This window comes from uncultured Gimesia sp. (genome assembly GCF_963976445.1).
Lineage (GTDB): Bacteria > Planctomycetota > Planctomycetia > Planctomycetales > Planctomycetaceae > Gimesia.
Map to the genome: position 1 here is coordinate 86,565 of NZ_CAXBKP010000015.1, position 26,060 is coordinate 112,624.

A 26,060-nucleotide genomic window follows, 5' to 3' on the forward strand; every position below is an offset into this window, starting at 1 on the left:
TCCACAAGAGATTTACTGTTCCCTTCCGTTTAAGAATCCTGCTTTACTGTCACTTCAGACGGCGGAGTGTTAATGTATTGGATAAAGAGAGTTGCAAGTCGTACTTTTTGCGCTTGCCTGGATCCTGCCTCATTTAATAATGAAATCAAGAGCACGAACATGTTTTGTCTCAATGTCATTCTCACATTAAAAAACGCCTCTGACGAAGAGGAAATTCAGGGACTGCTGACCAAAGCCTGTCGGCTCTCCCGCACCGAACCAGGTTGCCTGCGATTTGACGTTTATCACTCCGAAGGCGAACCAGCGACCTTTGTGCTGGTCGAGCACTGGGAAAGTGAAGACGCCTGGAAAACCCATCGCGAAGCGGAAGCCTACACCAAAATTTACCAACCGCAAATTCTGCCTCGTGTCGAACGAGTCCCCTACAGAATGAATCTGCTGCTGGAATAGCCGGCTGGCTGCAAGAACATAAAACGCCTGAACCATCTTCAGGCGCGTTGATCAAATCCAATTCTCAAACCATAGATAGTGAAAATACTACAGAGGAAAACCGTCGATGTCATCCGATTCCAAACCCATCCTGAACCGTTACAGTTCCCGCATCACCCAGCCCCGTTCACAAGGGGCCTCACAAGCCATGCTGTATGCCACCGGCATGACCGAAGAAGATATGAACAAGGCCCAGGTCGGAATTTCCAGCGTCTGGTACGAAGGCAATTCCTGTAACATGCACCTCAACATCCTGGCTGCCAAAGTCAAAGAGGGCGTCGAAGCCGCCGGTCTGGTTGGCCTGCGATTCAACACCATTGGTGTGAGTGACGGAATCTCCATGGGCACCGATGGCATGTCGTACTCTCTGCAGTCCCGCGATTTGATTGCCGACAGCATTGAAACCGTAACCTGTGCTCAGTGGTACGATGCCAACATCTCACTCCCCGGCTGTGACAAGAACATGCCCGGCTGTTTGATCGCCATGGGTCGTTTCAATCGCCCCTCACTGATGGTCTACGGCGGAACGATCGCTCCTGGTTGTTTGAATAATGAGAAGCTGGATATCGTCTCCGCGTTTCAATCCTACGGCGAGTATCTTGCCGGCACGATTACCGATGAAACCCGCAAACAGATCGTACAAAAAAGCTGCCCCGGCGCTGGTGCCTGCGGCGGGATGTATACCGCCAACACCATGTCGTCGGCCATTGAAGCTTTGGGCATGTCACTGCCTTACAGCTCTTCGATCCCCGCAGAGGATCCCTTGAAACTCGATGAATGTATTCGCGCCGGAGCCGCGATCAAAAAACTGCTGGAACTCGATTTAAAACCCCGGGATATCATGACCCGCGAAGCATTCGAAAATGCAATGGTCCTCATCGTCGCCTTGGGTGGTTCAACCAATGCCGTCCTGCATATGCTGGCGATTGCCCGCTCCGTTGACATCGAACTGACCATCGACGACTTCCAGGCCGTCAGTGATCGTGTGCCGTTGCTGGCTGACTTTAAACCAAGTGGTAAATACGTCATGGCTGACCTGCAGGAACAAGGCGGCACCCCCGCTGTGCTCAAATACCTACTGGAAAAAGGCTTCATCAACGGTGACTGCATGACCGTGACCGGAAAAACGCTGGCAGAAAACCTGGCGGAACTGCCTGGCCTGAAAGAGGGACAGGACATTATCCACACTGTGGAAAACCCGATCAAGCCGACGGGACACCTGCAAATCCTCAAAGGAAATCTGGCACCTACAGGTTCCGTTGCCAAGATCACTGGTAAAGAAGGCCTGGTCTTCGAAGGTACTGCGAATGTATTCGATTCCGAAGAAGACATGCTCAAAGCACTGGAAGAAAACAAGATCCAAAAAGGGGATGTCATCATCATCCGCTACGAAGGACCTAAAGGGGGCCCCGGGATGCCTGAGATGCTGACTCCTACCTCTGCCATCATGGGTGCCGGGCTTGGTAAAGATGTCGCCCTGTTAACCGATGGCCGTTTCTCGGGTGGATCACACGGCTTCATCGTGGGGCACGTCACTCCTGAAGCTCAGGAAGGCGGCCCGATTGCCCTGGTCAAAAACGGAGATAAAATCACGATCGACGCCGAGAAAAATCGGCTCGATGTGGATTTGACGGATGCGGAGCTGGAAGAACGCCGCAAGGGCTGGACAGCGCCCCCGTTCAAATACACGCGAGGCACGCTCTATAAATACATCAAAAACGTGAAGTCCGCTTCCGAAGGCTGCGTGACTGACGAGTAAGCAATTGAAACGATCTAATAAAAAGCCCGGAATCAGTTCTCTGATCCCGGGCTTTTTTACGAATGGCAGACACACGGAATAGTTATACGGCAGGGGTCTCTGCTGGCTCGCCAATAGTGCTGAGGAAAGAGTGCCTGACAAGATATTTGTAGAGTAGCCCCGTGTGTTCGCACGCAGGGGCAGGGCGGTGTCCATATCAACGAGCGAATGCTTCAACGGATCCCATCGACAAAGTAATACAACATTGAGGCCGCAAGGCGGGCGGGCACATAGGCACCGTCCCTACGTTGAAATAGCCCAGTTGTGTGAACTCAGCGTATGCGATTCAGTACGATTTCTCTGCAACCTCCTGCTCGCTGCACTCGGACCGAATTGCATTCGGCCCCACCCTTGTTTCGTGTGTTTTCGGGTTTTTCGTGGTAGAAAGTTCAACCTGTCTAAAAATCTTTCTCGATCAGCAAAACAAATACTGGGCAAGACATCCGTGTGTCACCGATCGGCTTGTCCGACGGTGCTGGTTCAATCCTGCGTTTTCGTCTGCCGCGGAAATTTTGCTTCCAGCAGTTTGATGGCTGCCTGAAAGGATTTTCCGTCAGTAGGCTGCTCGACAATGTTCGTGTTCTCTTCCGGATCGATTGTGTGATCGTAGAGTTCCCGTGCTGAGACTTCGCCCGTTTTAAAGTCACGCCACTCCGTATAACGATAACGGGGCGTGCGGACGGAAACGCCCATGAATTCGGGATTGTCCTTATAGTAGGCGGGCCGCGGATGCTGGGTGTACGCGGCTGGTTTCACCGTTTGTGTGGGATCGTTCAGAAGGGGGACCAGGCTTTTGCCATCCAGCTTTGCAGCTGAGGGCAAGGCACACAGTTCCACCAGCGTCGGATACATATCGATCAGCTCGACCAGCGCCGCGGAACTTTTTCCCGCCTGTTTCATGTTCGGCGTCGAAATCAGCAAAGGGACGTGCGCGTCGTTTTCAAAATTCGATGTTTTGCACCACAGTCCATGCTCGCCCAGATGAAACCCATGATCGGACCAGAAAACGATGATCGTGTTGTCTCGTAATCCCTGTCGATCCAGTTCCGCGAGCACTTTGCCGATCTGTGCATCGAGATAACTGATACCCGCCAGATAACCGGTGCGAAGTTCGATAATTTCTTCCTTCGTCAACTCCCGCTTCACACTGCGTAGCAATTCGCGTCCGTTATGTAGTGCGACCGCGGGTACATTTTTCGGCGGTTCCGGATTCGCGGCTACAGTAATCGGGCTCTTGTCGTACAGATCCCAATACTTTTTCGGCGGGTTAAATGGCAGATGCGGTTTCCAGAATCCAACCGCTAAGAAGAATGGTTCCTGTTTCTGCTTGACTTCCTTGAGTGCTTGAACCGCCAGATCGGCAATCCGTCCGTCAAAGTAAGCGGAATCAGGAACGTCGCGACATTCGTTTCTCGACATCGTCGCAAAATCCATGGGCAGTTCACTGTTATCATTCAAAACCGGCTTGTCGCTGCCGTGTGTAGCGTAATGCATTACAGCGGGCACACTCCACGACGCCGGGTCTCCCTGAATGTTCTGACGCCAATTGTGGAATATCTTACCAATGTTCTGCGTGAAGTAGCCTTGCTGTTCAAACAATTGAGGCAGTGTGACGATCTCTGGCGCGACTTCACGAAAGTGTGTGGGCAGATCCCAGATCTTAAGACTGTCCGGGCGGCGGCCCGTCATCAGCGAAGCCCGCGACGGATTGCACAGCGCCTGCTGACAGTAGGCCTGCTTGAAAAGTACACCTTGGGACGCCAATTGATCCAGGTGCGGCGTCTTCACCAGCGGATGTCCATAACAGGCCAGATCACACCGCAGGTCGTCGGCGGCGATAAACAGCACGTTCGGTTTTTCAGCCGCGACGGCATCGAAACTGAGGGCAGGGCAGACGATCACGAGAAAAGCGAGCAACATCAAGGGGAAGCATCTGCCAGAACATTGCATGAAACAAACTTTCTATAAGGAATGACAGCAGGAAGAGTTAGCGTTTCTTTCATTTTGAAGACTAACTGACGCGGTTGCAACAGCAGAGATTACTGGTCGTCATTTCCTATCCGGATTTTCAAAATAATGATTGACAGCAAATTTCAATTGTATTACTGTGTTGATACAGTTTGTTTCGAGGATATAAAATGCAAATTCAATTATCAGAAGCGGATGGCACGCCTTATTATCTGCAGGTGACGAACCAGGTCAAGTTCCTGGTGGCGTCCGGGCGCCTGGAGCCGCACGAGCAACTTCCCTCGGTGCGCGGGCTCGCGCAGCAGTTGACGATCACCCCCAACACGGTGGCGCGGGCTTACCGCGAGCTGGAAGCGGAAGGAGTGGTGGTCTCGAAACGCGGTGCCGGCGTTTTCATTTCCAACGGCGTGTCCCCCCTGTCGAATAAAGAAAAACGCCGCATTCTGAATGAGCGGATGGATGCTCTGCTCACCGAATCGCGTCAGTTAGGCGTGGATGAAGAAACCCTGTTGAAGTTATTACGTCAGCGAAGCCAGAAATTTGATTTAGTTAAAGAGGTCGAAAAATGAGCGCGCATGTGATTGAAATCAGTGATCTGAGCCGACGCTTCGGCAAGAAACAAGCATTGGACAACGTTAGTCTCTCCGTTCCGGAGGGAGCCGTGTTTGGTCTGGTCGGTGAAAATGGAGCCGGCAAGACAACCCTACTCAAGCATGTGCTCGGTTTCCTTAAACCGCAGCAGGGAACAGTGCGGGTCTTTGGCTTAGACCCCGTCGCCGATCCCCCGGGCGTATTAGGGCGGATTGGACATCTTTCAGAAACACGCGATCTGCCGACCTGGATGACGGTTCGTGAACTATTCGAATTCACGCGCGCGTTCTATCCGAAATGGGATCCGGTTTACGCCGAAGAACTGCGGATGATGTTTGAACTCTCCCTCAGTCAAAAAGTGCCCACGTTATCGCGGGGGCAGCTGGCGCGGGCAGGGCTCTTATTGGCGCTGGCGCATCGCCCGCCGCTGCTGGTGCTGGATGAACCTTCGTCAGGTCTGGACCCGGTGGTCCGCAAAGACATTCTGGACGCCATCATTCGTACCGTCGTCGATGAAGGTCGCACGGTCTTATTTTCGTCGCATCTGTTAGACGAAGTCCAGCGCGTCTCCGATCAGGTGGCGATCCTCGATCAAGGCAAAATACTGCTGACAAGCCCGCTAGATGAAGTGCTAGTTTCACATTATCAATTGACAGTCAGTTTCCCGGAACCGCAGCCGTTCTTTCCTCAACTGACGGGGGCACTCACCTGGTCCGGCTCAGGCCGGGAATGGAAAATCGTCTGCAACGGACAGAAACAGGAACTGGAAGACCAGTTGCATGAGCTGAATGCAGAAATCCTGGAACAGACAGCACCGACGCTGGATGAGATCTTCGTCGCCCGCATGAAATCAGTAGAACGACCTTCAGCAACTTGATTTGCGTTTTCAAATAGTCGGATTTAGTGGAATGAGTTTTGGGTGAATCCATGACACAAATGCTTTATGTGGTGACGAAAACATTTACAAAGCGCGCCTGGTTGGGGGCGTTGTTCGTGATCGGCGCGTTGGTGCTGGGGCCGCTGGCTTTTCGTGCGTTGATGTCACTGAAAGAACTGGGTTTGTATGGCGTTTCGATCCAGCCCTTCGATTATCACTTCGCGTTTCTGGGGTTGTCCTGGGTCTTCTTTATTACTCTCTGCGGTTATGCATTACAAGGCTGTGAAACGGTGGTTTGCAGGCTGCCCGTTTCTTCAATCGCGATTGTCAGTGGTTTGATACTGCTCACCGTGGGCACGGTGGTACTGCTCAATCTGATTATCAATGGTCTCTATCGAATTTTGTTTTTCGATCAACGTTGGCTCGCCGATTATTGGCCTCTGCTGGGGCCATTGCTGTTTTTAATTACGTTGGTGCTGGTGGGGCATTCCATTTACTGGAGCCGGTTTAGCCTTAGCTTTACCTACTGTGCTATCTGGGGTAGCCTGTTGATTGGCATGTTCTGGTGGTTTCTCTCTCGTTATTTTCCGAACGGTTTTCAGGAGAACATTGTTCCCTGGAACCACGTCACTCTCTCGGACATTGCTACGATGTCAATGGTCAGTATTGTGGCCTGGTATCAGGGAACCCGCGCATTTAGCAAAGTCCGTTCCGGCACCGCAGTGCCCAGCCCAGAGTGGCAACGAACGGTTAACTGGTGGAACGCCTGTCTGGCCGGTGGAAATGCCGACCGTATCTCGCTTCCTTTATCACAACCGGCATCGTTGGCGCAGTTGCATTGGCGCGATTCCTGTCGCCGTCCTGTGATGGTCGGCGGACTGTATTTCGGAATCATTGCGATTCTGCTGAGCTTCCTGTTTTTTAAACTCTCTTATACGTTTGGTGGTCTGCAAACTCCATTCTGGGCATATAAACAAAGTATCTGCGGTGTCACCAATGCGTTGATTATTTTTTCTGCACTTGTCGTTGGATTTCTGGTGGGTGATGGAATTAACAACAACGGTCGAACCGAATTGAAACAGTATTTAAGTGTGACTCCCTTGTCAGATCAAAGATTCGCTGCCATTCTGATTCGGAATTTAGTCAAGACGGTCAGCCTGACCTATTTCTTGATTCTGTTGAGTTGCCTACTCAGTCATGTTGCGACGATTTTGTATTTAGCGCCCGATGATCGTCTCATGTCACTGATGGTCGGGGAACGATTCAACCGGTTTTTGACGATGCAGGTTTTGCCGTTTCTGTTCTTCTCGTCGACGATTTTTTGGGGCATTATTGCCACCATGGTTTCGATATTCTGGACAGGCCGCACCTGGTTTTATCTGGCAATCATCGCTGCCTTTGGCGTGTTGTGTATTTCTTTCATCTTGATTAGTTCTCTCATTCGTACCGAGTCGATTACTCCCTTACTTTATGGAAGCCTGCTGGCGCTTTCTGTTTTCATTCTGGGAGGAACGTGTGCCGCTTATGCAATCGCGTTCAGGAAAAAACTGATCTCAGTGTTCCCCATCCTGGCAGCGGTTTTGTTTAGTCTGTTCGCCGGCTGGTTTGCTTGTTCCTTGTCGGGTGATGATTACGATACGTTGCTTACGAGAATTATCCACTCCAATTTTTTCTTTCGGGAAGTGGGAGTCATCAGTATGCGTTATTTTGTGTTTGTTCTCCTGACGCTAATTGTAACCCCCTTCGCGACGATTCCGCTGGCGGTCTCCTGGAACCGGCATCGTTGAGAAAAGGACATTTAATGATTCAAGCTGATATTGAAGTAGAACGAAAAATGAGGTGCCGCTAATGACAACCGCCTTGTATGTGACGACAAAAGATTTTTGCAAACGCGCCTGGGTTGGTGCGCTGCTGGCTATGGGAACGCTGGTGATGGGGCCGTTGTTGTTTTTGGTGCTCACGCGGTTGCAGGGATTGAACCTCGATTATATGGAACATGACCTGTCCGGTTACCACTTCGCCTACCTGGGACTCTCCTGGGTCGCTTTTCTCGGTGTCTGTCTGCATGCACAATCTGGCTGTCAAAAGATCTGTCTGGGCCTGCCGATCAGTTCGCGGGCGATCGCCAGCTGGTTGATGTTTTCGATGGTGGGGCTAGTGGTGGTTCTGCAGTTATTGACCAACGGCGTCTATCGCATGCTGTTCTTTGACGAACACTGGCTCGCTGACTATTGGCCGCTGCTGGGGCCGCTGTTATTTCTAGTCACACTGGTTCTAGTTGGACATAGCTTATTCTGGAGTCTGCACGCCCCTAGCTTTACTCGTGTGCTCCTGGGAAGCACCTTGATTTTTGGCATATTTTACTGGTTTATCTCCCGCTATTACCCGAATGGCTTTCATGCAGAGGATGTCCCCTGGAGCCGAGTCACGTTGGGAGAATTTGTGCTGATGCAGCTGGTCAGTATTGCGGCCTGGTATCAGGGAACGCGTGAATTTGCGAAATTTCGCGCGGGCACCGCAGTTCCCAGTCCGGCCTGGGAGCGGGTACAGCTCTGGTGGAACGGATTACTCAGTGGAGCGATTCCGCGACAGCAACCCGAGCCACTCTCGCGACGATCGGCTCTGACTAAATTACACTGGCGCGAATCCTGTCGCCGCGCGGTGATTGTCGGGGGTCTCCTGATGGGCTGTTTTGTGCTCGCTGTCAATCTTAGTATCGGATCACAGCTGAATACGAATCAAACCCGTGTTCACGAAATCGCTGAGGGGTTTTGGGCGATGACAATGATCGCCAGTTTTGTCGCTTCTTTTCTTGTCGCCTTTTTAGTAGGGGATGGAATCAGCAGTAAGGGGCGAACCGAAATGAAACGGTTTTTGGCAATGGCGCCTCTGCCCGATCAGGAACTGAATGCGCGGCTGTTCCGTAACATGGTGAAAACATCTGCTTTGACTCTCGCGATCATCTATTGCGGACTATTACTCAGTCTGGGGATAACTACAGTTTGGTGGGGGCCGGAACTTGTCAATTTCATGTTGGCCCGCGCCGTTTCGAATGGTGACTTTCTATTGCGTTTCCTGTTGATTGGGCTCGGCTTTTGGGGCATTGCCGCGAATACTGTTTCGATGTTCTGGACGGGCCGCACCTGGTTTATTAATTCCGTGGTCGGCGTCGGTTTTGGTGGTTTCGTTTTCTACGTGATAACTTTCAATCTACTGGGAACACTGTTTCGAGGCTTCTGGATGGCAGGGGCCATAATGAGCATCATGTTACTGGCAGTCTATTGCCTGTTTGTGGTCGGCCCATGCGTTGCTTATGTCGTCGCCTATCGCAAGAAGTTAATCTCTTGGAGGAAAGCAGTCATGGCGCTGCTGCTTTGGTGTAGTGTGGGAGATATCTGCATTGTGCTTGTGCTGAATGAGTCGGCACGAACCAGCATACAGCCTCAATGGGGCGTGTTCTGGATCTATACCGCGGTCAGTGCTTTCCTTCTGGCGCCGTTCGCAACGATTCCGCTGGCGCTAAGCTGGAACCGACATCGTTAATTTGTTTTGTATGACATATTTGAAGCAGATCAAGTGGCTTGGAAGCAATTGTTAATACAAGTGGAATGAACATTGGAAATGAGGTCCCGCTGATGAAATTTAGCTTGTACGTGACAACGAAAGGTTTTTGTAAGCGCGCGTGGGTGGGCGCTTTTCTGGCGGTGGGTACGCTGGTGATGGGGCCGTTACTGTTTCTGGTCATAACACGACTGCAAGGGTGGAATTTTAATTATGTTGAACATGATCCGTTTTCTTTTCACTTCGCATATCTGGGGTTCTCCTGGATTGTTTTTCTTGGCGTTTGTCTGCATGCTCTGACGGGATGCCAGAAAATCTCCTTGGGTTTGCCGGTTTCTTCGCGCGTGATCGCCACCTGGATGATGTTGGCGACGGTGGGATTAGTGGTTGTCTTGCAGTTAGTGACCAATGGTGCCTATCGCATGCTGTTTTTTGATGAGCACTGGCTCGTCGATTATTGGCCGGTGTTAGGGCCTTTATTGTTTATCACCACATTGATCCTGGTCGGCCATTCTGCTTTTTGGGGTATGCACGCTCCCAGTTTTACGAAACTATTATTCTGGACCGGCTCGATTGTTGCGATGTTCTGGTGGTTTATTGCACGCTATTATCCGAACGGCTTTACCTCAGATGTTGTTCCCTGGAGAGATGTCACGCTTTCAGAATTCGTGACGCTGCAACTGATCGGCATCGCCGCCTGGTATCAGGGAACCCGCGCGTTTGGCAGGGTGCGGTCCGGCACCGCTGTTCCCAGCCCACAGTGGGAGCAGGTACAGACCTGGTGGGCTGGTTTGATTACAGGTGCCATTCCCGAGAAAATGTCAATCCCTCTGTCGCGACGAATGGCTCTGGCACGACTGCATTGGCGCGATTCGTGTCAACGTGCTGTGATAGTGGGCGGGATTTTATTGGGGGCTGCGGTGCTGGCTGTCAATCTCCTGAGCACCCTGCAGTTCGATATCAAAAGTCCTCGATTAGGAAGCGACATCAAGGAACTAGCGGAAGGTTTCCAGATAGGAACAATGCTGTTCAGTTTTATCGCTGCGATCCTTGTCGCAGTTCTGTTAGGTGAAGGAATTTGTGGACAGGGACGTACAGAGATGAAACGTTTTCTGGCAATAGCACCTCTGTCTGATCGTGATATGAATGTCATTCTGTTTTGGAATATGATTAAAGCATTCGTCTTCACATTATTAATGATTCAAGTTGCTCTCCTACTCAGCTATGCCACGGCGTTCTTTGTGCTAGGATCAGAGACGCTCAGTGCGAATTTGAACCTGCGTGTTTTGGCTGAAATATGCTTGAGTTATTCCGTTTCTACTGCTATCGGATTCTGGGTCATTGCTGCGAATATCATTTCCGTCTTCTGGACGGGGCGCACCTGGTTTTTCTACACGATGCTGGGGAGTTTCTTTGGTGGAATTCTTCTGCTGTTTGGGTCTGCCGGTTTTACGCAACTGGTATTTGGGAGCTATGCTGCTCAGTGGTACTTTGAGGTCACCATCTTTCTAATGTTGTCGATTTCACTCATTGCGGGAACGGTAATCGCGTATATGGCTGCCGTTCGCAAACAGTTGATCACGAAAACAAAATCCTGGCTGGCATTCCTTCTCTGGTTGACTTTACTGTCAGGATTTCTGATTGAAAAACATTATCAGCCTACGAGCTCTCACATAGGCAACTACTTCTTTTTCACGATTCTCTTTACGTTGATTGTGGCCCCGTTCGCAACGATCCCGCTGGCTTTGTCTTGGAACCGGCATCGCTAAACACCTCGCCTGCAAGTGATTACGCATCTACCACTCCGCCCGAAATCGTGTGAAATTCTTACTTTCACCTCAAATCCGCCTTCATAGTGACTTGCAGTCCTGAGCCCAGCTACTAAAAATAAGCAGTTACGGCAGATTTTCTGCTTCAGGTTTGTTGAGTATAAGTACGCAATCTGCAGAAATGTGTATCAACATTCACTGGATCAGATCGGCTGACACACCTTGGTTGTACCTGAGTAGTCTAAATGTGAGGAGAAATGATGGCGCGGGCCACACATCGCAGATTGGGAATTGCTCTGTTAGCAGGGCTTGTTTTCACATTCGTCATCAACACAGATTCATCAACCGTACAGGCAGAGGAACCGGTGATTAAGGTTCCCGCAGGTTTGCCGCCCATAGAATTTCCCGCAGATAATCTTCCCACCGCTGAAAAGATCGCGCTGGGGAAACAGCTCTTTTTCGACAAACGCCTCTCGCGTGATAACACGATCTCCTGTGCCAGCTGTCACGCGCCCGATAAGGGTTACAGCAACGCCGATCAGTTTGCGACCGGATTCAAAGGACAAAAAGGGGGCCGCAATTCACCGACCATTATTAACGCCGCCTATAACAAGTTTCATTTCTGGGACGGCCGCGCCGGTTCACTGGAAGAGCAGGCATTAGGGCCGATTGCGAACCCGATCGAGATGAATCTGACAGTCAAGGAAGCCGTCGATCGAATCAACGCCATCCCCGGCTACACGAAACAGTTTCAGAAAGTATTCGGTTCAGACGCGACCGAAGAAAATATGGCTAAAGCCATCGCCACCTATGAGCGAACGATTCTGTGTGGCAATGCCCCTTATGACCAATTTAAAGCCGGCGACAAAAAAGCCCTTTCTGAAGCGGCTCAGCGGGGCATGAAGTTGTTTTTCGGGAAAGCCGTTTGCAGTGCCTGTCATGCGGGACCAAATTTCACCGACAATGCCTTTCACAATCTGGGCGTGGGCATGGACGCGAAAGCGCCAGATGCCGGTCGAAAAGTCATCAGCAACCTGGGCGGCGATCAGGGAAGTTTCAAAACGCCCTCTCTACGGGATATAGCCCGATCTGCCCCTTATATGCACGATGGCAGCATGCAGACTTTGAAAGAAGTGGTAGAACACTATAATAAGGGAGGTATTCCCAACGAGTTTCTTGATGAAGAAATCTACAAGTTGAATTTGACGCCTCAGGAAGCGGATGATCTGGTGACCTTTATGAAAGAAGGCCTCTCCAGTTCGAATTATCCTGAGCATAAAGAACCCAAGTTGCCTGAATAACGTATCGCTGGTTGTATCGATAAAAAAACATCGTACAAAACGAAAAACCAATTGAAAATCCCCTTTTCAAAGGAAGATGAACACCATGCAGTGGAATTTACACCTGATTTTTAAAGCAAGCGCATGCTGCCTGACAGCACTCTGCCTGACAGCACTCTGCCTGACTCTGGGAACGTCCGCTCTGATCGCCGACGAAAAAGGCGATAAAAAAGGCGACGAGAAAAAAGAAGCCGCCAAGAAAGAGGAGCCCAAAAAAGAAGCTCCTAAAAAGGAAGAACCTAAGAAAGAAGCTGCTAAGCCCGCTCCTAAAAAAGAAGCCCCCAAAAAAGAAGAGCCTAAAAAACCGGCTGTGACTGTCAAAACTCTGATCACCAACTTGGAAAACCCGAGTGGAATCGCCATTCAGGAAGGTACCGGTCACGTATTTGTTGCCAGCCGTTATGGCATTTATCGCTACGATGCCAAAGGCAAAACAGTCGATCTGGAAATCGCCGGTTATCCGACCGACGTTTACGGCAAAGGACCTAAGTACAATGTTGGTCCTTTGGGACTTGCCTTCATGAGTAAAGATCAACTGGTCGTCGGCGATGGTAGTCGTCCCGATGGTGAAGAACTGGTCCGCATCTACAAAGTTGGTGACAAGCCCGTCGCCAAATGGGTCAAAGAAGACACCGCCGTTCAGACTCTGGGCCCCATCAAAGCCAGCGACAAATCCGCCAAGGGTGAAGGCAACTTCTACGGAGTCGCCGTCGGTGGCGGTAACATCTTCATCACCTGTAATGGTGACGACACCAAAGGCTGGGTTGCCAAATCAGTCATCAAAGACGGCAAAGCCGGTCCTTTAGAACTGACTATCGCCACCAAAGAAGCTACCAAAGTGGATGCCCCAGTCGCCATTACGTTCTCTCCTGATGGAAAACAGTTGGTCATTGGCCAGATGGGCGAAATGAATGTCGCCAACGATGGTCTGCTGACATTCTACGATCCTAAAACAGGGAAGCTGACCAAGAGTCTGAAAACCGGCCTAAGCGATATCGCTGGCTTGGCTTACAGCCCCAAAACCAAAAAACTGTACGCAACGGATTTCTCCTGGGTTGATACCACCAAGGGGGGACTGTTCGAGTTGAAAATCGATGGCGACAAAGTCACCGCTGAAAAAGTCATCGCACTCGACAAGCCGGCTGCCATCGCATTTGACAAAGAAGGCAACCTGTATTTGACCTCCTTCGGAACTCAAGGGAAAGATCCTGAAAAATCTCCCGGTTCACTGGCGATCATCAAAGCCGGTCTTTAAAACAGACGCTCATGATGCGGGTTGACTTCATAAGGAAGCGGCCCGCGTCGTTATGACGAAATCAATTTTTCACCAATATTTTGAAGGTAAGTAAAGACAAATGACAGTTCAAGTAATGCAGCCAGCTCCCGATTTTGCTTTGCAGGGTTATGATCGTTCCAGTGATTCCTTCAAGGATTACAAACTGGCCGACTTCAAAGGTAAGTGGGTTTGCCTGTTTTTCTATCCTCTGGACTTCACATTCGTTTGCCCCACCGAATTAGTGGCATTCAATGACGCGATCGGCGAATTCGAAGCACGTAACTGCCAGGTTCTGACTGCCAGCACCGACAGTAAGTACTCTCACAAAGGCTGGTGCGACGCTGATCCTCAACTGGCGGATCTGAAATACCCCATGTTGGCCGATGGCACACATCAGCTTTCTAAAGATTACGGCGTTCTCAAAGAAGAAGCCGGTATCGCTCTGCGTGGAATCTTCCTGATCAATGAGGAAGGCGTCTGCCAGTGGCTGGCCATTCACAGCTTGAGCGTTGGTCGTAATGTACAAGAAGTTCTGCGTGTACTCGACGCACTCCAGACAGGCGAAAACGTTCCCTGTAACTGGAAGAAAGGTGAAAAGACACTCTAAGCAGTCGTCTTTCATTGATGAGATTCAAAGCAGGAGGATTCCCATCAGGGGCCTCCTGCTTTTTTTATAAGCTAAGTTAAGCCTCCCGTTTGAGATCCATTATTGATTTCGCCGGGGATATTTTTCGTGACTTGGAAGGCGGTCGTTGATAGCTTAAGGTAATGATACTCTCAGGCATGCGATCGTTCCTGCCACGATCAACCCGCATTAAATTCATCAGAGGAGAAATCCGTTGAAGTGCTCACACCGCTTACCAATACTCATGTTGCTCGTCGCCTTGTTTAGTCCGGCATTCTGTCTGGCAGCAGACAAGGCTGAAGAAAAACTCTCCGTGCTGCTGATCGATGGTCAGAACAATCATAAATGGCAGCAGACAACGCCGCTGCTCAAAAAGATCCTGGAGAATTCCGGTCGCTTTGAAGTCGAAGTCTCGACCACGCCTGAAGGCATTCCGCGAAAACCTCGTGCGTCATCGGGGAAGCTTTCAAAAGAAAATGCGAAATATGAAGACCAGCAACTCAAACGCTGGGAGGACAGCGTCGCCCGCATCAAACGGGAAGCACCGGCACAATGGAAAGCGTGGCGTCCTGATTTCAAGAAGTACGATGTCATCGTCAGTAACTACAATGGCGAAAGCTGGCCTGATGAAGTGAAACAATCGTTCGATAACTATGTCGCTTCAGGTGGCAGTTTCGTCGTCGTGCATGCCGCCGACAACTCGTTTTCCGATTGGCCCGCTTACAACAAAATGATCGCCGTCGGCGGCTGGGGCGGCCGCAACGAAAAATCAGGCCCCATGCTGCGATTGCGGGATAACAAATGGACCAGAGATACCAGCGCCGGAAACGGGGGCACCCATGGCACGAAGATTCCCGTGGTCGTCAAAGTTCGAAAGCCCGAACATCCCATCGTGAAAGGGCTGCCCGTTGAATGGATGCACCCCGCGGACGAAGTCTACGGCAAGCTCCGCGGACCCGCTGAAAATGTGGCCGTCCTCGCCACCGCGTATTCCGAACCCAGCGAACGTGGCACCGGCGAACACGAGCCGATCATGATGACCATCGATTATGGCAAAGGCCGCGTGTTCCACACGACATTGGGGCATGACACCGTAGCCTTACAGGGAACCGGCTTCCAGATCACTCTCCAGCGCGGCACCGAATGGGCGGCGACCGGGAAAGTCACCCAGCCGATCCCCAAAGTCAAATGGAACGACAACGAGCCCACAGTCCAGGCTCCCTGATCGATTATTAAACATCGGTTCTGTCAATCAAATACCACGTGAAGAAGGTGAGATCAGCTAACTGGTTTCACCTTCTTCTATTTGTTTGCGCAGATGCACTGCTTCTACTTGTTTTTTTCGCATCCGCAGGTTGATCATTTCCACAGTGACGGAAAACGCCATCGCGAAATAAATGTAACCTTTGGGGACATGATTTCCAAAGCCTTCCAACATCAGCGTCACGCCCACCATGATCAGAAATGAGAGCGCCAATATTTTGATGGTCGGATGTTGATCGACAAAGTCACCTATCGATTTCGCTGCGAACAGCATCACGACGACCGAGAGAATAATGGCAATCGCCATGATTGAGACATGGTCCGAGAGCCCGACGGCGGTGATTACCGAGTCCAGCGAGAAGACGATATCCAGCACTCCGATCTGAACCAGCACCGAGCCGAAGGTGGCTTGTGCCGCGGACGTTCCCGTTTCTTCATGAGCGACGCCTTCCAGACTGTTATGAATTTCATGAGTGGCTTTGGCCAGCAGAAACAGCCCGCCGCCAATCAGGATCAAGTCCCGGCCCGAGAATTCATAATCCAGTAGCGAAAACCAGGGTTCGGTGAGTCCCATGACCCAGGAAATCGAGAACAGCAGAATCAGCCGCGCAATCATCGCCAGGCTCAATCCCAGTGACCGGGCGAGATCTCTTTGTTTTTCAGGCACCCGCCCGACGAGGATGGAAATGAAGATTATGTTGTCGATGCCCAGCACGATTTCTAATGACGTCAACGTCGCCAACGCAATCCAGGCCTCAGGGCTGGCCAACCATTCGAACATGTTTGCTCCATTCAGGTAAGGTAAAAATCAACGCGTAGCGGATTATACACATCGGCTGAGTTCTGAAAAGAACGGGAACGGCAATGCACATGATCTGGCTTATTGAAATTCGGAATTTTGATACGAAATTCATAGAACTTGGTTCATTCCAGCGCTGTTAAAGCGAAGAAAAGGCAAGCATATCTCAGAGTCCTATCTCTTTTTTTGCAGGGTGAATCAGGTTCCTCAGACCAGTCCAAAACCGGCTAAAAACGGTCTTCAGCTTCAGAACTGTCACATAGAATGCCACGGGAGACTGCGATACATCAAGAACCCGGTTTTAACCAAATTAACACACAAAGACAGATTGTTTTTAATCGAGACCCTGATAGTATACAAAGAACTAAACTACCGATATCCATCCATAACCTACCAGATTCCCAACCGGATCATTTTCATATGTTTACATCATTGTGGCTTTCTTCACTGAAGCGTCAGCTCCGTACCCGTTTTTCTCGCAGCTCCCGCGCCCGACGCAACCGGAATCAACGGCACCAGCTCCCCTCCACCCGGGCTCTGATTTCCCGCAATGCCGCCGAAGCACTGGAAGACCGCACGCTGCTGACATCCGTACTGAGTATCGATGATGTCATAGCGCCGGAAAATGGAGAGTTTACTTTTGAAATCTCACTCGATGAGGCAGCTGGTTCTGACATCACAGTTCTGCTTAACACGGTAACTGATACTGCAGACGATACTGATTACACCTTTCTAAAAAATAAAATAGTCACAATCGCTGCCGGAGAATTGTCGACACAAGTCACCGTTCATGTGCATGACGATGATAACCAGGAATCAGATGAGGCATTTTCGCTTGTTCTCAGCGATCCACGTATCGGCGGAGAGTCACTTCCTTCTGCCGTTACGATCGCAGATGGGACCGGTCAAGGCACCATTTTGAATGATGATGGGCTGCCCGGTTCTGTATTTACTGTCAGTGGCGAAAAAATTGCCGAAGGCGATGATGCTAATCAAGTTCTTAAATTTACGATCACTCGCACAGGTGGCTCCTTGGGCGATTTAAATTTTGCCACAAGCGTTGATTTCAGTACTGTAAATGGAACGGCCGTTGCGGGTGAAGATTATACAGGCAAGATAGAAACCATTCATTTTTCTGCCAACCCCTATGCGACTTCTCAGACATCAGTCGTTTCTGTCTTCGTGCAAGGAGACACTTTTAAGGAACTCTCTGAGGCGGTCATCGGCCGGTTGAGTAATCCGACAGGCGGAAGTGCTTTGAAAGGCAATGTCTCAAGTCTGGACGCAGTTGGGATTATCGCGAACGATGATTCAGATTTTGTATTTCAAAATACGTTCTCTGCTGATCCTGTTCATGCCAATCATACAGAAGGTGCATTTGGCCGTTCGGTTGCCATTGATGGTGATGTTATGGTCATTGGAGCCCCTTACAACAGCCTTCATGGCTATAGCGCAGGAGTTGTTTATGTTTATACTAGAAATCAACAGGGCACGCTTCTAGATCAATCTGATGATACCTGGGATTATGCGACATTTTTACAACCGCTGATCTCAGGAGATTCTTTCAGCTTTGGAATCTCAGTTGACATTTATGGAGACACGATAGTAGTGGGAGCGGAGCGAGATTCTAGTGGGGCCGTTTATGTATATTCTCGTGTGGGTGACGATTGGAAATCGGAGCCACCACTGGTAGAAGAAATTCGCGTTGCAGGTCTCTCACCCTATGCTTATTTCGGAACATCCGTGGCGATCTATGAAAATACGATTGTTGTCGGTGCGCATACTTCTGTTCAAGGTGTCAGTATTGACGGCGCTGCTTATGTTTTTGAAAAAACAGGGGATGACTGGTCGGCCCCTTCCATGAGGGAGCTGGTTCATCCAGTACCAGATTACGATGATTATTTTGGTGATGTAGTTACTATACATGATGGGGTCATCGTCATTGGTGCGCCTGTTGATAATAGCAATGGGGCTCGCAGTGGCGCTGCATATGTTTACACAATAGTTGGAGAAAGCTGGCTCAACCAGCCTCCGTTAGTTACAAAACTGACGGCTTCCGATGGAGAGTCAAGCGACAATTTTGGCCTTTCTGTAGCGACTAATGGAACAGACATTCTGATTGGAGCACCAAACAGCAGTAAAAACGGAACTCTCAGTGGTTCCGTTTATCTCTATTCCAAAATAGGATTGGATTGGTTCACAACATCTCCCCGTGAAATAAAGCTTATTGGAGCGCATAAAAACCACCGATTTGGAGCTACTGTATCGATTGGTGATAATCAAATGATTGTTGGTACAACACGGGCTCAAGAAATTCCAGGCCATTTTGGAGCAGCTTATGTTTACACTAAAAATGGTTTTGAATGGAGTGTGGATACCGCCACTGAGTCAGTGTTAATTCCTATTGAAAGTGGGTATTCTGCGTTTGGTTTTGCTGTGGCAATTTCGAATGGCACAATTTTGATTGGTGCATTTATGACTTCTCTAGATGGAGAGGGAAGTGGTGGAGCGTATGTATACGAGATAGCCGAGGATAATTCCTGGTCGATAACAAATGAGATCAAGCCAACTGATCCACTGACTTCTCATCATCGTGAGGAAAATTTTGGTCGAGCGATTGCTGTCAGTGATGACTATCTGGTGATTGGCGCCCCAGGAACGGATTCTACATTGGCTCCTACTGGCATTGTTTACGTGTATGCCAGAAATGATGCGAGCACTCCGGGTTTCTTTGATGATGATACTTGGGAGTATGAAACGTCGTTTATCGACCCAGTGCCTGAAGCAAATTTAGAATTCGGGACTAGTGTTACCATTGACGGAACAACGATTGTTGTGACCGCTGAGACAGCTTCTGCTCCCTATGGTGCAGAGGCTTTCGTTTTTACCAGAAATGGTTCAGATTGGGTGACGATCCCCCCTACCGTGACTCCCTTGCTCGCAAATGCTTCGAGAACCATGCTGAAAGAAATATCAGTCGCCATTCAAAATGACACGATTGTGGTAGGACATAAAGGTGGCACTGGCGTTACACAGTCTGGAGCGGTCTATGTCTATGAAAGAAAAGGTATTGACTGGTCAACAATTACTCCCACGGAAACGATCATTTCTCCCTCTGATGGAGCGGAGAACGATTATTTTGGCATTGCAGTAGATCTTGATGATGATCAAATTATTGTCGGCGCTACAGATAATGAAAACCGAGGCGCAGCATATCTCTACCAGAAGGGAAGTACCGGTTGGAGTTCTGCCGCCGAATACAAGTTGATTGGCTCTGATATTCAATTAGATGACAAATTCGGTAGATTAGTTGCCATTGATGGAAATACAGTAGCCATTACTGCACGGGGCATAGGTTCTGGTTATTCCGGAGCAGTCTACATGTTTGATGGGACTGAGGGTTGGTTAAGTCCCATTGAAACCAGGTTTGATCCAATTTCGGACACTTCAAATTTCAATTTTGGTAGAAGCATTGATCTAGATGGAAAGTTACTGGTCGTAACTGACTCAGTGTCTCTTAATCACTTTTTAACTGGCTCTGCCTATATTTATGATGGCTCGGAAGGCTGGGAAAAGTTTGAAGAGACGATCATTTCTTATACTGATGACTCCGAATTGTTCTATAGAAGGTTTGGCTATTCTAACGCAGCGATCAACCAAAATAGTCTTTTCGTGGCAGCTTTGTATGAGGGGCTATTTAGTCGAAACAGTTTTGTATACAGCTACAATCGAAGTTCATCCGCAGAAGTTCATTTACGAGTTGTCAACTCTCCCACAAACACTCAACCCAATGGAGAAGCAAGTTCGTTACCCAGTAATCAGGATAACGTCAGTGAATGGTCATCCTACTGGGTCGAAATCTGGGTAAATGCCAGTAACCCGGAAAATCAGGGTGTCTTTTCTGCACAATTAAACCTTGATTACAATACGGAATATACGTCAGCCACGGAAATCGAATTTGGGTCCGGCTTCACTCAGAACCAAACAGGTACCATTAACGATGTTGCAGGAACCATCGAAGGCCTGTATGCAGAAACGACTGCATCCGATTTGGGTACTGATAGTTACCTGCTTTTCGCTCGGATTAAATTTGAATCGCTGGCCGAGGATCAGGTTGAGCTTGATCTTTCGGGAAAGAGTATCGGTCCTTATGACTTGGGTTTTAACATCAGCTCTCAACAAGTCAAGTTAATCGGTGATCTTCCAACCGTTACGAATCCTGGGCAGTTTAATAGCACCAGCATTTGGGCGAATCCGTTTGATTTAAACGACGATGACGCTATCAACTTTCGCGATTTGGTTCTGTTGATCAACTCGTATTCCACGATCCCCAGTGAGTCGAATTCCGATTATTCCTGGTTCGCCGATCTCAATCAAAATAATCGTGTTGACTTTGGTGATCTGGTTTCTTTTATCAATAACTATGGCAAAACTAAAGCGAATCAGTCTCCGGTCAGCTACCCTCAGAATTTCCCCAATGCCTGGAACAAACACTTAACGGTTGATCCTGTGTTGTTACCTCAAGTGGCAGCCAGACCCGTTGATCAGGCTGATGCAGAGTCAGTACTGGATGGCGTGGTTGAGTATCTTGACCCGCAATTGACGTCGGATGAAAATGAAAAACTGACACAGGTCAACATTGAAGTTGTTGATCTACCAGATGGCGTTTTAAGTAACACCGTTCGCGGCACGATCTATATCGACACCAACGCCACCGGGTATGGTTGGTTTGTTGATGACACCCCCGGCGACAATAGTGAATTTTATGCTTCCAGTGCTCTTTCCTTAACTCCTTTCCCTTTTAGTGATGCTGTTGGGAAGGTTGATCTCTGGTCGGTCATCTTGCACGAACTCGGTCACCTGCTGGGACACGAACACGAAACCGACGGCGTCATGCAAGAAACCCTGGCACCCGGTGTTCGTAACCTGCCCGACTGGGCCGATGATGATACCGATTCCTTCTTCAGCACGGTCATTGGGGAGTCGGAATTACTCTTTTTCTAAGGAAAATAGATTCTGAATGAATTAGGCCGGCCCCTGCACAAAAAGCCCCTATGCCTTGCTGGTTTGATAGGAAAAAACGCGTTGTATCTGGTCTCGACTCTGATAGTATACAAAGTCCTAAACTGTTAATATTCTTGTGTAACCCACCAGATTCCCAATCGGATTATTCTCCTATGCTTCCATCCCTGTGGCTTACTTCATTGAAGCGTCAGCTCCGTACCCGTTTTTCTCGCAGCTCCCGCGCCCGACGAAACCGGAATCAACGGCATCAGCTCCCCTCCGCCCGGGCTCTGATTTCCCGCAATGCCGCCGAAACACTGGAAGACCGCACGCTGCTGACCGCCTTCACGGTGGTGAACACGAACGACTCCGGCGCAGGCAGTTTGCGCGACGCGATCGAACAAGCCAACGCGAATGCCGGCGCGGATACGATTTCGTTTGATGCTGCGTTGGCGGGGCAGACGATTGTGCTTGGTGATGAAATTTTGATTCACGAAGACCTGAGCATCACCGGACTGGGGGCCGATCAATTGACGCTGGATGGGAATGGTGACAGTCGGATATTTCGGATTGATGATGGAGTCGCCAACACGGACATCACTGTGGAAATCAGTGGCCTCACCCTTGCGAATGGCTCAGCAGACCACGGCGGGGCCATTTACAGCTTTTATGCTGATCTCTCGATCGTGAATTCCAAACTGACCGGGAACACGGCGGTTGGTACAGCGGAGGAGGAAGGACATGGTGCCGGGATCTACCAGTCGTTGGGGAGCCTGACAGTCGACACCACAGAATTTTCCTACAACAAAGCAATCGGTGAGGGGGGGCAGGGGGGCGGAATCTATCTGTCTCAAACCAGTCAGGCGACGATCACCAATGCGACGTTTACTTCCAATTCGGCGTTCACCGGCGGAGCCATTTCCAGGGTTTCCGGCTCATTGACCATTGAGCACAGTGAGTTCACGGAGAATCACTCGACCAGTGGATTCGGCGGGGGAGCCCTCTATTTAAGTGGCGGTTCGACCCAGGTCATTGACAGTACGTTTACTGAAAACGTTGCCCAGACTAATGGCGGCGCGATTAGTCTCTTTACTGGTGAGCTCACTGTGTCAGCATCGACTTTTACCGAAAACAGATCTTCAGGAATAGGGGGAGGCGTTTATATCGGTTCCACGGATGTGATCATTCAAGAGTCGACTTTCACCAGCAACCAGTCGGGCAGTGGTGGCGGCATCGGAATGCTGGGACGAGGTACTCTTAAGCTGGTCAGTTCGACTTTACACCAGAACGTCGCTACTTCAAATGGCGGCGCGCTTTTCGATAACGGGCCCCTCAGTATTTCAATTATCAACAGCACGCTGTCAGAGAACGTAGCGGCGCACAAAGGAGGCGGCCTCTATACTTTCGCATACACAGATGTGTCTGTGATTAACAGCACGATTGTAAAAAATGAAGCCACTCATTTCTCGGGAGGAGGTATCAAGCGAGAGTTTACAAGTGGCTCTTTCCAATTGAGTAACAGTATCGTCGCCGGAAATACGTCCAACCAGATTTCCGGGAGTTACACCGGGTCCAGTAATATTATCCGCTCCAGCATTGACGGGCTGATCGATCCGATTTTGCGCGACAATGGTGGTCCCACAAAGACGCACGCCTTATCGATCGGAAGCGCGGCCATCGATGCCGGCAATAATTTCTCGGCTCAGACAGCCGGGTTATCCATAGATCAACGCGGGGGGCTTCATCATCGCATCTTCAATGGCATTGTAGACATTGGTGCTTATGAATATTACTCCGGCGTTTTACGGGTCGATTCGCTTTCCGATTTAGATGACGGTAATTATACGAGCGGTCATTTAACCCTGCGAGAAGCGATCAAGCTGGCTAACGAGACGCCTGAAGCCGACCAGATTATCTTCAGTTCCAGTCTGACCAATAAGACCATTGTCCTTAACACCGAGATTTTGATCTCCAGCAGTATGACGATTACGGGACTCGGGGCCGAGCAGCTCTCCATCAGTGGCGACTATAACAGCCGGATCTTTACTATTGATGACTCAAATATTGAAACAGAAATCGTCGTTCAACTAAGTGGGTTATCGCTAATCAATGGTTTCTCTGAGAACGGCGGTGCGATCCTCAACTATGAAAACCTGACAGTCTCTGAAAGCCTTTTTTCTGGAAATGATGTCAGAGCAGTGCAGTATGGGGATGAGGCTTTGAACAATGGTGGTGGCATCCATAATGATCACGGTACTTTGACAATCATTAGCACTACATTTACAAACAATTATGCCTTTGAGGGTGGCGGAATTTATAATAATAATGGCTTCCTGACAGTAACGGACAGCGAATTCAGAGAAAATATCACGACACGGAAGTGGGGAGGCGGCGGTGGTATTAGCCACGTTGATGGAAGCTTAACCGTCAGACGCTCCACCTTCGCAGAAAACTCAGCATCGTTCGGTGCCGGGATCTACTTCAATGTCAATTCTGTCCAAAATGGCCCTCAACCTGAGTTGACGATGGATGTCTCTGATAGCGTTTTTTCAAAAAACACAGCCGATGATGGTGGCGGCATTTATTTTGACGCACCTTATCAAAATGATAGTCAAGTAGCGTTTGTGACTAACAGCACTTTTACAGAAAATGTAACCAGTGGCGATGGCGCAGGGATCTTTTTTGATTTCGGACAGGCGTTTGTCAATAACAGTATTTTTAGAGGGAATGTTTCGGACCGAACGGGGGGAGGAATTGGAAGCAGTTGGACAACACTGACCGTTCAAAATAGTACCTTCAGTCAAAACTCTGCGAGATTGTATGGTGGTGGAATCGCCAACGGTGGTTTTTTTGCTGAAGAAGGCGGCGGAGATGTTTCCATCATCAACAGCACGCTATCGGAAAATCATTCCAGTAACAACGGCGGTGGTTTCTTCAGTCTTTCCGGGTTTGTCAACATCGTCAACAGCACCATTTCGGGGAACAGCGCAAAGAATGGTGGTGCTATTTACACACGCCCTGAAGGTCCGGGATCGATAATGATTTCAAACAGTACGATTACTGGAAATACAGCGGATTATGCAGGAGGGATCCTGAGCAATTGGGTTTCAGTAGCGTTTACCAATAGTATCCTGGCTGGTAATTCGACGAGTGACTCGAAGCCACAAAACGCTGGAATTATAGTTCACACAAACAGTATCATCCAAGACAGCGCCGAAGGATTACTCGATCCTGTCTTGCGAGACAATGGTGGTCCCACGAAAACGCATGCGTTACTGCTTGGCAGCGCTGCTATTGATGCTGGAGATAATACTGCAGTCATTGATGCCGAAATTGATTTCGATCAACGCGGCACTGGTTTTGATCGGGTTGTGGGAGGAGCCGTTGATTTAGGCGCTTACGAAGTACAGGTTTTTAGCACTCAGATCGATTTACGAATCGTCGATTCAAAAACTTCGACTTCAGAAAACGGAGAAACAAATCTACTACCGAAAAACCTGGACTGGATTGATGAATGGAGCGGCTACTGGCTAGAAATCTGGATCAGTACTCCGACGATCACCGACCTGGGAATCCTGTCGACGACACTCGAACTAACTTACAATACTGCGATCACGACCGCGACCAGTATTGAATATGGTGCTGCGTTCACGGTCAATCAAACAGGAACCATCAATAATCAAACGGGTACGATTGAAAATCTCTCAGCCGAGACCAGCCTGACTGATGTAGGCGATGACCAACGTGTCCTGTTTGCCCGCATTCGATTTGAGTCTACGACCGAGGACGGCGTCGATTTAGATCTTGCCGGACGAAGCTTGAATCCACAAAGCCCCGCGTTTGTGATTCATCACCCGGAAATTTTGTTTATAGACGATGTCGCCAGTGAAGAGGTGCATGGCCCTGCCCCCACGACACAGATCTGGGCGAATCCGTTTGATTTGAACGACGATGACGCCATCAACTTTCGCGATTTGGTTCTGTTGATCAACTCGTATTCCACGATCCCCAGTGAGTCGAATTCCGATTATTCCTGGTTCGCCGATCTCAATCAAAATAATCGTGTTGACTTTGGTGATCTGGTTTCTTTTATCAATAACTATGGCAAGAGTAAGGCCAATCAGTCTCCCGTCGACTATCCTCAGAATTATCCCGATGCCTGGAACCAACTGTTAACGGTTAACAGTCTGAGCGAACCGCAAGCCAACGCCAATCCGGTTACGCAGGCGGCCGCGGAAACCGTGTTGGAGTCGGTCGTTGAGCAAGTCAGCCGAGACTTAACACCCACTCAAAACGAAACGCTGGATCAAGTTCACATCGAAGTCGTCGACCTTGCTGGCGACACGTTGGGCCGCGCCGTACCCGGCACGATTTACATCGACGTTAACGCCGCCGGTCGTGGCTGGTTTGTGGATGCGAGTCCCGCCGATCACAGCGAATTTGCGTATGACAGCGAACTGACTCTGATCGCATTACCCGATAGCGAAGCCGCCGACGGCATTGATCTCTGGTCGGTCATCTTGCACGAACTCGGTCACCTGCTGGGACACGAACACGAAACCGAAGGCGTGATGCAAGAAACCCTGGCACCCGGTGTTCGTAACCTGCCCGGCTGGGAAGAAGCTTCAGATCAGTTTTTTGCTGAACTGACAGAAGACACCAATCTCATCGCATTCTAGAACGAGTTCGGCAATGGCATG

15 protein-coding genes are annotated in these 26,060 nt (G+C 49.7%); 13 read left to right on the plus strand and 2 right to left on the minus strand.

Annotated elements, in window-relative coordinates; translation table 11 throughout:
• Positions 1-159: 159 nt before the first annotated feature.
• Positions 160-450 (plus strand): putative quinol monooxygenase, encoded by a 291-nt coding sequence (locus AAC022_RS16805; RefSeq protein ID WP_339732853.1) that lies wholly within the window; start codon positions 160-162, stop codon positions 448-450.
• 106 nt (positions 451-556) lie between these two features.
• Positions 557-2,248 (plus strand): dihydroxy-acid dehydratase, encoded by a 1,692-nt coding sequence (ilvD, locus tag AAC022_RS16810; RefSeq protein WP_339732856.1) that lies wholly within the window; start codon positions 557-559, stop codon positions 2,246-2,248.
• A gap of 519 nt (positions 2,249-2,767) precedes the next feature.
• Here the strand turns inward: ilvD and AAC022_RS16815 are convergent.
• Positions 2,768-4,207 carry a sulfatase gene (locus AAC022_RS16815; RefSeq protein WP_339732858.1) on the minus strand — a complete coding sequence of 480 codons (1,440 nt, stop codon included), beginning with the start codon at positions 4,205-4,207 and terminating at the stop codon, positions 2,768-2,770.
• A 218-nt stretch (positions 4,208-4,425) separates the two neighbouring features.
• On the opposite strand from AAC022_RS16815, the gene AAC022_RS16820 reads away from it, so the two are divergent.
• From AAC022_RS16820 to AAC022_RS16860, 9 genes are all read left to right on the plus strand, one after another.
• Positions 4,426-4,824: a GntR family transcriptional regulator gene (locus tag AAC022_RS16820; protein ID WP_339732860.1), complete on the plus strand. Its 399-nt coding sequence runs from the start codon at positions 4,426-4,428 to the stop codon at positions 4,822-4,824.
• The gene (locus AAC022_RS16825) at positions 4,821-5,723 is read left to right on the plus strand and encodes an ABC transporter ATP-binding protein (protein ID WP_339732862.1); all 903 of its coding nucleotides are present in this window, start codon (positions 4,821-4,823) and stop codon (positions 5,721-5,723) included. The genes AAC022_RS16820 and AAC022_RS16825 overlap by 4 nt, the downstream gene beginning before the upstream one ends.
• A 50-nt stretch (positions 5,724-5,773) precedes the next feature.
• A complete protein-coding gene (locus AAC022_RS16830) occupies positions 5,774-7,510 on the plus strand; it encodes a hypothetical protein (protein WP_339732864.1) in 1,737 nt (578 codons plus the stop codon).
• Between the two features lie 61 nt (positions 7,511-7,571).
• Positions 7,572-9,266 carry a hypothetical protein gene (locus tag AAC022_RS16835; RefSeq protein ID WP_339732866.1) on the plus strand — a complete coding sequence of 565 codons (1,695 nt, stop codon included), beginning with the start codon at positions 7,572-7,574 and terminating at the stop codon, positions 9,264-9,266.
• A 92-nt stretch (positions 9,267-9,358) separates the two neighbouring features.
• Positions 9,359-11,053 (plus strand): hypothetical protein, encoded by a 1,695-nt coding sequence (locus tag AAC022_RS16840; protein WP_339732868.1) that lies wholly within the window; start codon positions 9,359-9,361, stop codon positions 11,051-11,053.
• 257 nt (positions 11,054-11,310) lie between these two features.
• Positions 11,311-12,354, plus strand: coding sequence for a cytochrome c peroxidase (locus tag AAC022_RS16845; RefSeq protein ID WP_339732870.1), 1,044 nt, complete (start codon positions 11,311-11,313; stop codon positions 12,352-12,354).
• Between the two features lie 85 nt (positions 12,355-12,439).
• Entirely contained in the window at positions 12,440-13,648 is a 1,209-nt protein-coding gene (locus AAC022_RS16850; RefSeq protein ID WP_339732872.1) for a hypothetical protein, read from the plus strand.
• 100 nt (positions 13,649-13,748) lie between these two features.
• Positions 13,749-14,276 carry a peroxiredoxin gene (locus tag AAC022_RS16855; RefSeq protein ID WP_339732874.1) on the plus strand — a complete coding sequence of 176 codons (528 nt, stop codon included), beginning with the start codon at positions 13,749-13,751 and terminating at the stop codon, positions 14,274-14,276.
• 232 nt (positions 14,277-14,508) lie between these two features.
• On the plus strand, positions 14,509-15,519 hold the full coding sequence (locus tag AAC022_RS16860) for a ThuA domain-containing protein (protein ID WP_339732876.1): 1,011 nt from the start codon (positions 14,509-14,511) through the stop codon (positions 15,517-15,519).
• 57 nt (positions 15,520-15,576) lie between these two features.
• Here the strand turns inward: AAC022_RS16860 and AAC022_RS16865 are convergent, their stop codons facing one another.
• On the minus strand, positions 15,577-16,338 hold the full coding sequence (locus tag AAC022_RS16865) for a TerC family protein (RefSeq protein WP_339732878.1): 762 nt from the start codon (positions 16,336-16,338) through the stop codon (positions 15,577-15,579).
• A 282-nt stretch (positions 16,339-16,620) separates the two neighbouring features.
• Here AAC022_RS16865 and AAC022_RS16870 point away from each other — a divergent pair, with 282 nt between their 5' ends.
• Complete coding sequence (locus AAC022_RS16870) at positions 16,621-21,360, plus strand: Calx-beta domain-containing protein (RefSeq protein ID WP_339732880.1); 4,740 nt, start codon at positions 16,621-16,623, stop codon at positions 21,358-21,360.
• A gap of 173 nt (positions 21,361-21,533) precedes the next feature.
• The gene (locus AAC022_RS16875) at positions 21,534-26,039 is read left to right on the plus strand and encodes a choice-of-anchor Q domain-containing protein (protein ID WP_339732882.1); all 4,506 of its coding nucleotides are present in this window, start codon (positions 21,534-21,536) and stop codon (positions 26,037-26,039) included.
• Positions 26,040-26,060 lie beyond the last annotated feature (21 nt).